Origin of the sequence: Methylovulum sp. (assembly GCF_028687615.1) — a bacterium.
In the GTDB taxonomy this organism is placed as follows: domain Bacteria; phylum Pseudomonadota; class Gammaproteobacteria; order Methylococcales; family Methylomonadaceae; genus Methylovulum.
The window spans coordinates 74,962-89,782 of the sequence record NZ_JAQTZU010000006.1; the positions used below are offsets into that span (position 1 = coordinate 74,962).

The window sequence follows — 14,821 nt, forward strand, 5'->3', positions numbered from 1 at the left end:
GTACAGAAACATTTTTTGCCCATTCCTATAGATCGGACACTTGTTTGCCACTGTAGGCTATTTCGGTGATAACAAAGCGGGATGGGGTTTCAAAACCTCGTCCTTAAGGTTTCAAAATCGCTATATACTTCAAACGGTCACGTTTTCGGTTTTTAGTGAGAAGGGGCGCGGTCAGGATGACCTCGCCCAAAAACCGAACGGAACGGGGAACAAACCCGTTCCGGCTTGCGTTACAAAGCGGAAAAAGGCTAGGGAGACCATTTCAAGTTGCCGCTTGTTTGCCCACGAAGGCGTTAGTGAGTTTTTTTCGTGCTTTTCGTGTTTTTCGTGGACAATGCGTAACATCAATTAATATTTCGATCAGGCGATCGAATCCCTAAATTCATCGCTGGTATGGATATGATGTTAGCCCGACTACTTGTTTATTGTGCTTATTTTTTAGAGTCTTCGCGGGCTTATCAAAACACCAAACGGTTCTTTTACGATTTGCTGGAAAATACCAACAGCCGTATGAAAGCCCATTTTGACATGTTCATGATCTGTTTGGTGATGTTCAGCGTGATTTTATTGATTTATGAAGTCGATACACCGCCCACGAACCTGGAGATAGTCTTTGAACGCGCTATCGTGCTGGTATTCGCCCTTGAATATGTGCTGCGCGGCTGGCTTTACAATGACAGCCACAAAATCATTATCGAGTACCACGAACAAACCCAATATCTCAAAATCCCTTTCCGGTTTGGCAAAGCCATGCGCATGGTCATCGGCAGAAAAATTGACTACATGCTGTCGCCTTTAGCCATCATCGACTTACTGGCGATTTTACCGAGTTACCGATCATTGAGGATACTACGCATCTTCTTGATTTTCAGGCTGTTTAAGCTACTACGGTATTTTAATAGCATTAAATTGTTCACCGAGGTTTTATCCAGCAAACGGTTTGAGTTGTTCACGCTGATGATATTTTTGGGTTTTATCGTGCTGATTGGCAGTACGGCAATTTATTTGTTTGAAAAACCGACGGCAAATACTCAAGTCAACAACTTGTTCGATGCCGCGTATTTTACGATAGTCACGGTGTCCACCGTCGGTTACGGTGACATCACCCCGCACAGCACCGGCGGGCGGTTGGTGGCAATGATGTTGATTTTAAGCGGCTTGGGGGTGTTCTCGTTCCTGACCTCCATTTTAGTTTCCGGTTTTAATGACAAAATGCGCTCGATGCAGGAAAACCGGACTTACACTGAACTCAAACGCCATGCCCATTTTGTGATCATTTGCGGCTTTGGTCGCGTTGGTGAGCATATCGCCAAATTGCTTGCGAAAGACCGCAAGCATTTTGTCGTCATCGATATTGATGAGAAAAACGTGCTCGAAGCCAAACGTTTGGGGTATTTGGTCATCCACGCCGACGCCAGTAAAAATAACGTGCTATTGAACGCCGGAATCAACAATGGCGCGACCTCGGTGCTGTGCACCACCGGCAATGATGTCATCAATGTCTACATCACGTTGAGCAGCCGCTATTTAAACCCGACTATCCGCATTATTTCCCGGGCCAATCAGCCGGATAATGTCAAAAAACTCTATCAGGCGGGTGCCAACGACATCATCCAGCCCTTTGCCATTGCCGCGATGGTGGCGGCGGAATATGTCGGCCAACCCGTTGCGTTTGAAGCGATCCAAGGCATATTACGCAAGGAAAAACAGTTGCTTATGGAAGCCGTTGCGGTGCTTCATGGTTCTGCTTTGATTGACAAGAGCATCGCCGCATTGGATTTTGAACAACGTAAATTGATCCTCATCGGCGTTATCAGCAGCCATGCCGCACATCATCGGCATAGAAAAAACCGCTATGATGTCAATGACCAGCAATTTTATTTTAATCCCGACCCGCATTTTATTTTACAGGAAGGCGATTTGTTGGTGCTGATGGGGCGTGATGTCAGTATTGATCATTTCCGTAACCAGTTTAAAGGTAGCCAGCGCAGACCATGAAACACATCGCCGTATTTGGATACAGCACCCTATCCATCGCCGTCATGACCCGCTTGCGTGATTGCCATTATCAACAGATTTTCATCGGTCAGGACGAACAGCAAACGGCATTAATGTCCGCGCAAGGCTTTATTAGCCAGGTTATTGATTTCAAAAATGATGATGCGCTGAAAGAAATCGGTGTCGGCACCTATATCAACACTATTTTCTGTTTTTTCCCCACGGATTCGGATAATGTGTTCCTGACCATTTCCGCCCGTGCCTTGGATCCTGGCTTGATCATTATCGCCATCGTTGATGATCCCGAATCCGCCGACAAATTGCTGGCTGCCGGCGCGGATAAAATCATCGACCCGCATGAAATTTGTGGACGCAAAGCCCACGACATACTGACCCGCCCAGAAATTTCCACGATACTCGACAACACCGTATTTGGTCAGCATGATTTAAACATGGCTGAAGTCGAGATTCCCCCGGATTCGTATTTCGAGGACTGCCTGGTCTGCACCCTAAAATTGAGCGAAAAACATAATCTGATTTTGCTAGGCGTGGTGAAAAGTGAATTGAGCGGGGAACTGTTTCTTGCCATAGGCGAACAGGCCTATTCGTTGGCGGTTGGCGATGTATTGGTGGTGCTGGGCACGACGGCGGATATTCAAGCGTTTAAAGATGAAGTTGGACGGGTTAATTAACGCTATGTCCCAAAATAAGGCCGCCCACATTTAACGAAAGCCGGAACGGGTTCTCTAAGCTCATGATAGTTTTCCACGACCCGAAGAGCGCGAAGCGAAAAACACGAAAAACACGAAAATTCATCACGGGCATGTCGCCGCGTACACAACGTTTAGCGTTGCAAGGGTGGCATTAAACCTAAAAACCGCAGCCAGTCCACGAAAGACACGAAAAAAATCAGAATGTTGTGTTGATCTGGCCATTCACCTTGGGTGATGGCCTACAGTTCGGCATCTCTTTGAAAGTTTCGTGCTTTTCGTGGACAATGCGTAACATCCGCTATTAAACTCAGGAACCCCACATGCAGCCAGTCGATACCGTCATCCACGCCCGTTGGATCATCCCCGTTGAACCCGCCTCCGTCACCTTGGAACACCATAGCCTAGTCATCCATGACGGTAGGATTATTGACTTGCTGCCCACCAGTCTAGCCAATAGCCAATATCAGGCGGCAACGACTGAAAACCTGCCCGACCATGCCCTGCTGCCAGGCTTTATCAACAGCCACACCCACGCGGCGATGAGTTTGATGCGTGGCATAGCCGATGATTTGCAACTGATGGATTGGTTGCAAAACCACATCTGGCCTTTGGAACAGCAATGGATGAGTGAAGAATTTGTCAAGGACGGCACGGACTTGGCAATTGCCGAGATGATTGCCAGCGGCACGACGTGTTTCAATGACATGTATTTTTTCCCCAACATCACCGCGCAACAAGCGATACAACACGGCATCCGCGCCAGTATCGGCCTGATTGTGTTTGATTTTCCGACGGTTTGGGCAAAGGATAGCGACGCTTATATCGCCAAGGGTTTGGCCCTGCATGACGAACTGCGCGGGCAAGCGTTAATCACCACGACCTTTGCCCCGCACGCGCCGTACACGGTGTCTGACACCCCCTTGCAGCAAGTCGTCAGCTTGGCTGACGAACTGGACAAACCGATCCACATCCATGTCCATGAAACCCAACACGAAGTCGAGCAGGCACTAAACGAAAGCGGTATGCGGCCTTTACAGCGTTTGCATGGGCTGGGTTTGCTCAATCCCGCTTTAATCGCCGTCCATGCGACGCAATTGACCGATGCCGAAATCGCGTTACTGGCGGAAACAGGGGCGCATATCGTGCATTGCCCCGAATCCAACCTGAAACTCGCCAGCGGATTTTGTCCGGTCGCCAGGTGTTTGGCGGCGGGTGTCAATGTCGCCTTAGGCACAGATGGCGCGGCGAGCAATAATGATTTGGATATGCTCGGCGAAATGCGCACGGCGGCCTTGTTGGGCAAGGCGGTAGCGGGTGACGCCAGTGCCATACCGGCGATGACCGCCTTGCAAATGGCGACGATTAACGGCGCGAGGGCCTTGGGCCTGGCGGATGAAATCGGCTCGTTAAGCCTAGGCAAAGCCGCCGATGTGGTCGCCATCGACTTAAGCCATTTGGAAACCCAGCCAGTGTATTGCCCGATCTCACAAATTGTCTACGCCGCCAGCCGCCAGCAAGTGACCGATGTTTGGGTGGCGGGCAAGCGTTTGTTAAAGCAACGGCAATTGGTGACGCTGGATGTTGAAGCGTTGAAAAGCAAGATTGCCATGTGGCAACAGCGGTTGGCGGGGTAGACTTCAAACGGTCACGTTTTCGGTTTTTGGAGCGCGGTCATCTTGACCCTTTATGCCCCAGAGATACGCGCTCCCCTCAACCCTCGCCTTTCATCAATAAAGCCCCATATTCTTCCGGCGTAATCGTGCCACCAAAGTTTTCGACTATCGCTTGCTCTGCTTTGGGCAAAACATCCTGGATTGCATCGATGCGTTTCCATTGCGGCGGCGGGGTTGGGCATTGCCGTTGCGGGGCATATTTGGACGTTGCCACGCGTTGATATTGATGGATGTAGCGCGGACAATTGACAAACACTTCGGTGATGGTGACACGCACAATCAACTCGGCTTCGTGGAACTCGCCCAATAGCGGGTCATTGCGGTCAACACTGGCTATGCCATGCACCCGGACACGGTGCGGGGTCGTGAAATCAATAAACAACAGACCGATCTTATCGTGGGTAGTCATATTGCCCATAGACAAAAACATGCCGTTGCCGTTGTAGCTGGGAAACACGATGGTCTTGCTGTCCAACACTTTCACGAACCCAGGCACACCGCCTTTGTACGAGCAAGTAGGGTAGCCACGATGGTCAACCGTGGTCAGGAACAGCATGTCGCGGGTTTCAATAAAGCCTTTGTGCAACTCGTCCAGCTCAGCTTGCACAATGATTTGCCCGACACGCTCAGCGAGATTGCGGGTGTCGAATTGGTCTTGCATTGCCAAATGTTGGTCGCCGTAGAGTTCGCTCATGGTTTTTGCCCTGATGGGTTGATGGATGGATGGGTTAGCTGGAGACAAATAAAGGCTATGTCGCCGTTAATTTTCGTAGAAAAACTAAAGTCCACGAAAATGAAAAAATAACTTGGCGACGTTTTTTCGTGTTTTTTGTGTCGCCTCGGCACACCGCTACGCTGCTCTGTCCATAGACCCCCTTGAGGGGCATTGCTCTACCTCTGTCCACAGACCACCCTTGTGGTGGCATCCATGCAGTCGTAATGCGCCTACTGTTGGCTTTCGTGGACAGATTTTTGGTAAATTCATTGCAGGAAATCACCTAAGCGCAATCATGCAAACAAAATTAAACCACTGGAAATACGTGTCGTTATGCGTAAATCCGGCGCGTTCCAACAACGCCATGTTTTCATCAAGCCGATATGGGATCAACACATTTTCCAAGGCTTCGCGTTTGCGCTGGTTTTCTTCATCGCTATAGCCGCTTTGCGATTTTTTAAAGCGTAGGTAATGGTCGATATACAAACGGTTCAGCAATGGATCTTGGGCGAGTATTTTCTCTGATAACAATAAGATGCCGCCAGGTTTGAGGGCTTGGAAAATGGTTTTCAGCAGCCCTTCCCTATCCATTGGCCGGACAAATTGCAAGGCCCAGTTGAGGATAACGACATGGCACTCCGGCAATGCGTTAAGGCAACTCAAATCACCTAGCCGTAATTCCACCTGACCAGAAGCGATTGGCACCGATAGTTTGCTTCTGGCTTTATCGAGCATGGGTTCGGAATTGTCAAAACCCATGAACAAAGCCTTGTTTGGACATCTGGGGTGCCGGGTGAGATGTTCAAGCGTGGTTCCGGTCGAGCAGCCCAAATCACAGACAACCCCCGATTCTTCAGGCAGGAAATCCATGATGAGATCGGCTTGCAGGCGTTGGATTTCGTTATAAAACGGGACGCTACGCGACACCATGTCATCAAAGACCTTGGCGACGCGCCCATCAAAGGCAAAATCTTCGACGCGGGTGATGTGTTGGAATAATTTGTCTGGGACGGTCATAAAACCGGAAAGGCCTGTGCCCGATTGCGGTTAATTACGGTTGAACAATTCAACCAGGTGGGCGAGCCGTGCGGCGCGTTCGGTTGTCAATTGCTCCCACTGGAAACGCCATTGCCAGTTACCAACTGTTGTACCCGGGGTGTTCATGCGGTGCTCGGAACCCAATTCCAGAATATCTTGCATGGGGATGATGGCAAGGTTGGCGACTGATGCCAGGGCGGCTTGGATTAACGCGCATTGCAGGCTTGCCACCGGATTGCCCAAGTATTCGTAAACATGTTTTTTCTCATTTTCACTCAATTGCCCAACCCAACCTAAGCTGGTGTCGTTATCGTGCGTTCCGGTGTAAACCACGCAGTTTTTTTCGTAATTATTGGGCAGATACGGGTTATCCGGCCCGCCACCAAAAGCAAAATGCAGGATCTTCATGCCGGGCAGATGGAATTCATCCCGTAATTCAATGACTTCATTGGTGATAATCCCCAAATCTTCGGCAACCAGCGGAATTGCACCCAAGTCGGCCTTGATCGCATTCAACAATGCCTTGCCTGGGGCTTTGACCCATTCACCCTGTTTTGCGGTGGGTTCATGGGCGGGGATTTCCCAAGCCGCTTCCAGCCCCCGGAAATGGTCGATACGGAGGATGTCAAATTGCTCCAGTTGGGTGTGCATACGTTCCAACCACCAATTAAAGCCGGTTTTTTTCAAAAATGTCCAGTTGTAATGCGGATTCCCCCAACGTTGTCCAGTTTCCGAGAAATAATCCGGCGGCACACCGGCAACCACCAACATGTCACCGTTATCATTGAGTTTGAAAACATCACGGTTCGCCCAGACATCGGCACTGTCGTAAGAGACAAAAATGGGAATATCGCCAAACAACAACACGCCCTTTGCGTTGGCATAGGCTTTCAATGCCATCCATTGGCGGAAAAAGACATATTGTTCAAATTTGATCGAATCAATGGCGTGGACTAGGCGGCACCTGGCTTCTTTAATAGCCTTGCTATCCCTTTCCTTTAGGTGGCCAGGCCATTGGCTCCAGCTTTGATTGTTAAATTCAACTCTCAGCGCCAGAAACAGGGCGAAATCATCTAGCCAGAAGGCTTTGTCCTGGCAGAATTTGGCAAAATCATCTTTATCCGTCTGGTTTGCGCGTTTTAAAAACCCTTGATATGCCTTATTGATAAGGCAACTTTTGTTAAATTTCTCGCTTCCCTGGCAGTCCTGGCATTTATCGGTTAGTTGTAGCCAGCCTTGAGTTATTAGCCAGTCAATATTGATCAAGTCTGGATTGCCGGCATGGGCAGACAAACACTGATAAGGCGAGCCATCGGCATGGGTCATGCCCAGTGGCAAGGTCTGCCACACGGTGACTCCGGCTTTGTGGAGAAAATCCACAAAATAATAGGCGTCTTGCCCCAAATCCCCCGTGCGGTTTGGACCAGGTAATGAAGTAACATGCAGGAGAATCCCGGCACGGCGTTTGTTCAAAAGATCATTTTCTGAAGGTTTCAAGGTAACTGGTCCGAATTACTGTGGGTAAAGTTATAGTTCTATACCTGGCCGCATCGCCCCGCCCATTGCCGGAGCACCGGAACCCTGGGTGAATGACAATGCCAGATAAGAGGGAGGTGGGGTGCCTAACAGCCGGTACAGATTGGCTAAATTCAGGCGGAACTGTTTTTCAAAATTACTGACGGCTTCACCAGGATTATAATCGCCGAACCACCAGAACCAATCGGAACCTTCACAAACCGCCAACTGGATTTCGGCTGCCTTAAGTTGTTTGGCGGACAAGCGTTTGGCCGCTATGGCTTGGTCAAAAACGGCTTTGGCGTCCCCTAGCATATCCCAGCCACGATTTTTATCGGCATCACCAATCCACGTTGAAAACGAGCCATAGACCCAACTGCCGGCAATCAGCCGTGACAACGGTTTGACGGGGACTTTGTTTTTCAGGCAGTCGGAAAACGTCGTCAATTCAATCGCCGGATGTAGCGCGAGCCGTTTGTATAAGGCGCTGAGGAAATGATAGCCGTTTTCGGGAAAATATTCCCAAGCGTTTTCACCGTCCATAATGATGGACACCACCGTATCAGCCGCTTCATTGGCGGCAATATTTTCCAAATGCTGGATCAAATCGGCGACCGCATCATCGGCATGCCATTTTGAATATTCAAACCCGATCAAATCGGATAAACCATCATCCCGAAAAAAACAGGCGATATTGGTTTTTTTTAGTTTAAATGGATAATGGACGCTTAATGGCTTTTCATTTTCAGGCAGATTTAAACTATTGCGCAGGACAGTGCCGCCGCTAGCCGTCCATTCAAAACCAAAATCGCCAAGAATTTTTAACGTCCCGGCACTAACACTGCCTTCGGAAGGCCAGCATCCTTTAGGTTTAAAACCAAAAAAGCGTTTAAAAACCTGGACGCCTTTATCAAGATGGTAAGCCACCCGCTCAGCCCCGCCAGGATATTCTAATAATTCCGGCATAGGTGCGTTAGGCATCGCTTCTTGAGTGGTCTGTAAATCCAGCAACAACGGCATGATCGGATGGGCATAAGGACTTACCGACAATTCAAGCTGGCCTTTTTTCACCAGCACTTTATAGCGGCAGATAATATTCGCCAGCAAATCGCCGATGATTTCGACTATCTCGTTCCGGTCATGTAAGGAATAACCCGAACCTTTGTCGAGCAGATGCCTGACCCGGCTATCGGACAATTTCACTGTTTCGCCCATCCAGGCCAGATGGTACCAAACCAGCAGGTCGCTGAGGTACTGTGAATTGATATATTGCAAGGCTTCATAGTGATGCTCCAGCCAATCCGCCATTTCCGCCAATTTTTTATAAGCCGGATAGCGGTTGACTTGCCGCTCACGGTTGGCCCGCAAACACTCCCTGATCAATTTTAAACGCTCTTCAGAATCCGCCGGAATGCTGACATCAACCAATGCCGCCAATAACGGGTCGGTCATGGTCACGCGGTCATGCAGATAGGCTTGCACTTGCTTGGCGTATTCTTCAATCTGCTCCAGCAGGATAGGCGCGAAGTTGACCACTGCTTTGGCCCTAGGGACGGCTTCAAGATGGGCCACCATGTCCACATAGTCTTTAATCACATGCAGATAAGTCCACGGCAATTTAAATTCGCCGGTTTGCAAATCTCGATATTCGGGCTGGTGCATGTGCCAGCATAATACTAATTTCACAAGGCTTATCCTGTTAAAAAATGTTGGCTGTCACGCTGCCAAGCATGGGGTAACCATCAAGGACACAAAGTTTACGGGAATATAACAAATATCGTGTTCTTTGTTGGGATCGTAGTTACATTTAAGTCCCTCCCTCGATGAGCATAGGTATCTACACAAGTTTTATTGGTCATCATTCCGAAGGATTGCCGGAATGACGGTGTTCAAGACTTGTGTAGATACCTATGCCCGATGAGAGAGGGTTTTTAGTGGCGGATGTTATCTCCGTTTTCTTTCTGAAAGGGATTTTTAATCGGCTATAGTGAGGAGCTTAAATTGCGGTTCATCTGACATAATGCAGACGTTGCCCCAGCATGTCGGGAGTGACCAGCACCACCCCGCCGGCACTGACGTGAAAGCGTTTTTCATCCGCTTCCCGATCTTCGCCGATGATAGTCCCCTCAGGAATTTCGCAACCCCTTTCGATAATCGCCTTGGTGATATGGCAATGGCGGGCTATATTCACATCCGGCAACACGATAGTATCTTGCAAGGTGCAATAAGAATTGACCCGGACATTGGTGAACAACAAAGAATGCCTGATTTTGGCACCCGACACGATACATCCCCCCGACACCATAGAGTCCACCGCCTGACCACGGCGGTCATCATCGTCAAAGACAAATTTAGCGGGCGGTGTTTGCGCCTGGTACGTCCAGATTGGCCAGGTGTTGTCATACAAGTTCAAATTAGGGTTGACACCAATCAGTTCCATATTGGCCGACCAGTACGCGTCAATGGTGCCAACATCCCGCCAGTAGCTTTGCTCACCGCTTTGCAAATCCAGGAATGGATAGGCATTGACCACGTATTTATCAATCACGGATGGAATGATGTCCTTACCAAAATCGTGTGACGAACCTTTGGTGTCGGCATCTTTCAGCAATTGCTCAAACAAAAAGCTGGCGTTAAAAATATAAATGCCCATCGACGCCAAGGCCGTGTCGGTGCGGCCTGGCATGACCGGAGGCTTTTCCGGCTTTTCGACGAAGGCACGGACACGGCGGTTGGCATCAACATCCATGACTCCGAATGCCGTGGCGTCCGCCAGGGAAACTTCAATGCAACCGATGGTCAAATCGGCGTTTTTTTCGACATGGTCGGCCAGCATTGAACCATAATCCATCTTGTAAATATGGTCGCCTGCCAACACCAGGATATATTCGGGCTTGCGGGTACGGAGGATGTCGATATTTTGGAAAATGGCATCCGCCGTGCCTTTGTACCAGGAATCTTCGTCATGGCGTTGCTGGGCGGGCATCAAATCGACATATTCGCCGAATTCGCCGCGTAAAAAGCCCCAACCTTGCTGGATATGCCGGATCAACGAATCCGCTTTATATTGCGTCAACACGCCTATTTTGCGTATGCCCGAATTGACACAGTTGGAAAGCGGAAAATCAATGATGCGGAATTTGCCGCCAAACGGTACGGCTGGCTTGGCCCGCCAATCGGTCATGTTCATCAACCGTGAACCACGTCCACCCGCAAGAATCAAGGCAATCGTATTTCGGGTTAAATGCTGGACGTTAAGATCGTGCTTTTTGGGACTGGATGCCGACATTTTCATCTCCAAGTGGAATAGATTCACAATTATTGTTTTAATTTGGTAACATTTGCCTGACCATTATTCTACTAAATCGAGGCAAAGCAAAGTGAAAAAGCAACCCAATAGTGCACTTGACGCTGATTCAATAAAAATTATAGCCGCCAAACATCATGACCCGTTTTCCGTACTCGGCCGTCATACCGTTAATAACCAAATAATCATCAAAGTTTATATCCCTTATGCGGAAACGGTAAGCTTTGTCGACAACGGTGCCAGCCTTGAAAGAATAACGGGTACGGACTTTTTTGAATACATCGACAAGCAGGACGAACTGCCGACGCATTACCTTTTGTCTTGGCAAGACAAAGACGGCGAATCTCACGAAAATTACGACCCTTACACGTTTGACCCACAACTGCCGGAATTTGACCAGCATCTGTTTGGTCAGGGCAAGCACTGGCATATTTACCAAAAACTGGGCGGACACCAACAAACTATAGACGGACTTGATGGTGTGTTGTTTGCCGTGTGGGCCCCCAATGCCGGCCGGGTCAGTGTCGTTGGTGACTTCAACCGTTGGGATGGGCGTTGCAATCCCATGTGCAGCCTGGGCGACAGCGGTATTTGGGAAATTTTTATTCCCGGCTTGACTCCTGGGTGTCTGTACAAGTTTGAAATCCTGAATGCCAAGACCCATCAGTTACTGTTGAAAACAGACCCTTACGGACAACAGTTTGAGTTCCGTCCCAGCACGTCGTCGATTGTCGTCAATACAAGCAACTATCCCTGGAACGATGCCCAGTGGTTGACCGACCGTGCCGCTTATGACTGGCTGCATGAACCTATGGCAATCTATGAAGTGCATTTGGGTTCCTGGCAACGCGATGAACAGGGAAATTTCTTGAACTACCGGCTGTTGGCGGATCAACTGGTGGATTACGTCAAAACTATGGGTTTCACCCACATCGAATTATTGCCTATCACTGAACATCCACTGGATGCGTCTTGGGGTTATCAAACCACCGGCTATTTCGCCCCGACTAGCCGCCACGGCACACCCGATGATTTCCGTTATTTCATCGATCACTGCCATCAAAACGGCATCGGCATCATCCTTGACTGGGTCCCCGCACATTTTCCGAAAGATGCGTTTGCCCTCGCCCGTTTCGACGGCAGTGCCCTGTATGAACACGAAGACCCGCGCAAAGGCGAACACCGCGATTGGGGGACGCTGATCTACAATTATGGCCGTAATGAGGTCAAGAATTTCCTGCTTGCCAGTGCGATGTTCTGGCTGGAAGAATTTCATCTCGACGGTCTGCGCGTCGATGCGGTCGCATCCATGCTGTATTTGGATTATTCCCGCAAACACAATGATTGGGTGCCCAACAAATACGGCGGCAACGAAAATCTGGAAGCCATCGACTTTATCAGGGAACTGAACGCCGTCATGCACGAACAGCATCCGGGTGTCGTGGTCATGGCCGAAGAGTCCACGGCTTGGCCGCAAGTCACCCGCCCTACCTGGACGGGCGGCTTAGGTTTCTCGATGAAATGGAATATGGGCTGGATGCACGATACGCTGGCTTATATGAGCCTGGATCCCATCCATCGTATGCACCATCATGACCAGCTCACGTTTGGCTTGCTGTATGCGTTCACCGAAAACTTCACCCTGCCGTTCTCCCATGACGAAGTCGTGCATGGCAAGGGTTCCTTATTGAATAAAATGCCTGGCGATGAATGGCAACGCTTTGCCAACCTGCGCCTGCTGTACACGCTGATGTACACTTACCCAGGCAAAAAACTGCTATTCATGGGCTGTGAATTCGGTCAGGGCACGGAATGGAGCTTCAACAAAGTCCTGGATTGGTATGTGTTGGAATATGAATACCACCAAGGCATACAAACAATGGTCAAGGACTTGAATCTGCTATATAAATCCCAACCTGCCTTATACCAGCATGACTTTGATTATCTGGGCTTTGAATGGATAGATTGCCACGACGTCCAGCAATCCATCATCAGTTTCCGGCGTAAAAGCGGCGATGAGGAATTGTGCATCGTCTTGAACTTTACACCAGTCACCCGCCAAAATTACCGCATAGGCGTACCTCAAGAAGGCGTTTACACAGAAATTTTTAATTCCGATTCGACTTATTATGCGGGCACCAACGCGGGTAACGGCGTAGTGACGTCAGAACCCAAACCGTGGATGAACCTGCCCCACTCGCTGAACCTGACCATACCGCCATTAGGAGGCGTGATCTTAAAGCTCTAAACCGGTCACAATAAACAAAAGCATTAGGGCACACATAAAAAATATCATCCCGGACATGCCCCCCTTTGGCAAAGGGGGAACGGGGGATTTTAAAAATCAAAGTTGCTCACGTCATTTAATGCTCATTCCTTGGAAGCCATAATGAAAAAAATACTGTTTGTCACCAGCGAGGCGCATCCTTTAATTAAAACCGGAGGACTTGCCGATGTGTCGGGTAGCTTGCCCAAAGCCTTCGCGGAATTATCCCAAGATGTGCGCCTGATCATGCCCAATTACCAGGCGCTTAATCTTAGCGGCGATGTCCACACCGTGTTTTCCCTGCGGGCGGACAACCGGCAAATCAATATCTTGGAGACCCGTCTGCCGGACAGTTCCATTCCCGTCTGGCTGGTGGATTGCCCCGAATTCTATAATTTTCCGGGCAATCCTTACACGGACGGACAAGGCAATCCTTGGCCCAACAATGCCGAACGCTTCTCCCTGTTTTGCCGCATCGCCGTTATTTGTGCGATGGACAAAATCGGCCAGAATTGGAAAGCCGACATCGTGCATTGTAACGACTGGCAAACGGGTTTAGTCCCCGCCCTTTTGTCTTTAGAAAAAGACCGTCCCGCGACGGTGTTTACCGTACATAATCTGGCCTATCAAGGGCTGTTTCCCGCCAGCCGCATGGTCACCCTGAATATTCCCGGACAATTATGGAACCCGGATGGCTTGGAATTTCATAATCTGCTCTCGTTTATCAAAGGCGGGCTGGCCTTTGCCGATTGCATCACCACGGTCAGCCCGACTTATGCCCAGGAAATCCAGACTTCGGCTTTTGGTTACGGCCTGGAAGGATTGTTGCGTTACCGCAATAACGCCCTGGTCGGCATTATCAACGGCATTGATACCGACCAGTGGAATCCTGAAACCGATGGCTACATTCCACAACGTTTCAATGTGGATTCCCTCCATGACAAAACCCGCAACAAAACCGAATTGCAACAGCGCATGCAATTGCCTGTTAATGACAGCATCCCTGTATTGGGGCTGATCAGCCGCTTGGTCGAACAAAAAGGCATAGACATGGTGCTGGATTGCCTGCCGGAAATGTTGTCGATGGACATGCAGTTTGTCTTGCTGGGCAGTGGTGACAAAGTGGTTGAACAACGCCTGCAAACTTGGGCGGAAGCCCATCCTGACAAAATCGCCGTCACCCTGGGCTACGATGAAAGCCTGGCGCATCTGATTGAAGCCGGGGCGGATATTTTTCTAATGCCTTCGCGCTTTGAACCCTGCGGCTTAAACCAAATGTACAGCCAACGCTACGGCACTATTCCCATCGTCAGAAAAACCGGCGGCTTGGCGGATACCGTCATCGACACCTCCTGGGAAACCCTAGCCAACGGCTCCGCCAGCGGCATCGTCTTCAATGACGCCAATTCAGGCTCATTGCTCGAAGCCATCAAACGGACGTTGTTGTTGTATCGCAATACTGAACAATGGCGAAAAATGCAAGCGAACGCCATGTGCAAAGATTTCACCTGGCGGCGTAGTGCGGAAGAGTATTTGCGGTTGTATGAGAGCATTAGTTAAGCGGGTTGCCGACTACTCCAATAACCAATTTTGGTA

10 protein-coding genes are annotated in these 14,821 nt (G+C 49.5%); 5 read left to right on the forward strand and 5 right to left on the reverse strand.

What is annotated here, in order from left to right; genetic code table 11:
• Positions 1 to 402: 402 nt before the first annotated feature.
• From PHH59_RS05015 to PHH59_RS05025, 3 genes are all read left to right on the forward strand, one after another.
• Complete coding sequence (locus tag PHH59_RS05015; RefSeq protein WP_300012180.1) at positions 403 to 1,998, forward strand: potassium channel protein; 1,596 nt, start codon at positions 403 to 405, stop codon at positions 1,996 to 1,998.
• Positions 1,995 to 2,690 (forward strand): NAD-binding protein, encoded by a 696-nt coding sequence (locus PHH59_RS05020; RefSeq protein WP_300012183.1) that lies wholly within the window; start codon positions 1,995 to 1,997, stop codon positions 2,688 to 2,690. The genes PHH59_RS05015 and PHH59_RS05020 overlap by 4 nt, the downstream gene beginning before the upstream one ends.
• Positions 2,691 to 3,031: 341 nt before the next feature.
• On the forward strand, positions 3,032 to 4,345 hold the full coding sequence (locus PHH59_RS05025; protein ID WP_300012186.1) for a TRZ/ATZ family hydrolase: 1,314 nt from the start codon (positions 3,032 to 3,034) through the stop codon (positions 4,343 to 4,345).
• Positions 4,346 to 4,421: 76 nt separating this feature from the next.
• Here PHH59_RS05025 and PHH59_RS05030 read toward each other — a convergent pair whose 3' ends face one another.
• The 5 genes from PHH59_RS05030 to glgC form a co-directional block, all read right to left on the reverse strand.
• On the reverse strand, positions 4,422 to 5,078 hold the full coding sequence (locus tag PHH59_RS05030) for a pyridoxamine 5'-phosphate oxidase family protein (RefSeq protein ID WP_300012189.1): 657 nt from the start codon (positions 5,076 to 5,078) through the stop codon (positions 4,422 to 4,424).
• A gap of 300 nt (positions 5,079 to 5,378) precedes the next feature.
• Positions 5,379 to 6,116 (reverse strand): carboxy-S-adenosyl-L-methionine synthase CmoA, encoded by a 738-nt coding sequence (cmoA, locus tag PHH59_RS05035; protein WP_300012192.1) that lies wholly within the window; start codon positions 6,114 to 6,116, stop codon positions 5,379 to 5,381.
• Between the two features lie 30 nt (positions 6,117 to 6,146).
• The gene (malQ, locus tag PHH59_RS05040) at positions 6,147 to 7,634 is read right to left on the reverse strand and encodes a 4-alpha-glucanotransferase (RefSeq protein WP_300012195.1); all 1,488 of its coding nucleotides are present in this window, start codon (positions 7,632 to 7,634) and stop codon (positions 6,147 to 6,149) included.
• A 30-nt stretch (positions 7,635 to 7,664) separates the two neighbouring features.
• Positions 7,665 to 9,314 carry a glycoside hydrolase family 57 protein gene (locus PHH59_RS05045; protein ID WP_300012394.1) on the reverse strand — a complete coding sequence of 550 codons (1,650 nt, stop codon included), beginning with the start codon at positions 9,312 to 9,314 and terminating at the stop codon, positions 7,665 to 7,667.
• A gap of 346 nt (positions 9,315 to 9,660) precedes the next feature.
• Positions 9,661 to 10,941, reverse strand: coding sequence for a glucose-1-phosphate adenylyltransferase (glgC, locus tag PHH59_RS05050; RefSeq protein WP_300012198.1), 1,281 nt, complete (start codon positions 10,939 to 10,941; stop codon positions 9,661 to 9,663).
• A 91-nt stretch (positions 10,942 to 11,032) separates the two neighbouring features.
• On the opposite strand from glgC, the gene glgB reads away from it, so the two are divergent.
• Together glgB and glgA are read left to right on the forward strand one after the other, a co-directional pair.
• Positions 11,033 to 13,207 (forward strand): 1,4-alpha-glucan branching protein GlgB, encoded by a 2,175-nt coding sequence (glgB, locus tag PHH59_RS05055; RefSeq protein ID WP_300012201.1) that lies wholly within the window; start codon positions 11,033 to 11,035, stop codon positions 13,205 to 13,207.
• Positions 13,208 to 13,348: 141 nt separating this feature from the next.
• Positions 13,349 to 14,785, forward strand: coding sequence for a glycogen synthase GlgA (gene glgA, locus PHH59_RS05060; RefSeq protein WP_300012204.1), 1,437 nt, complete (start codon positions 13,349 to 13,351; stop codon positions 14,783 to 14,785).
• Positions 14,786 to 14,821 lie beyond the last annotated feature (36 nt).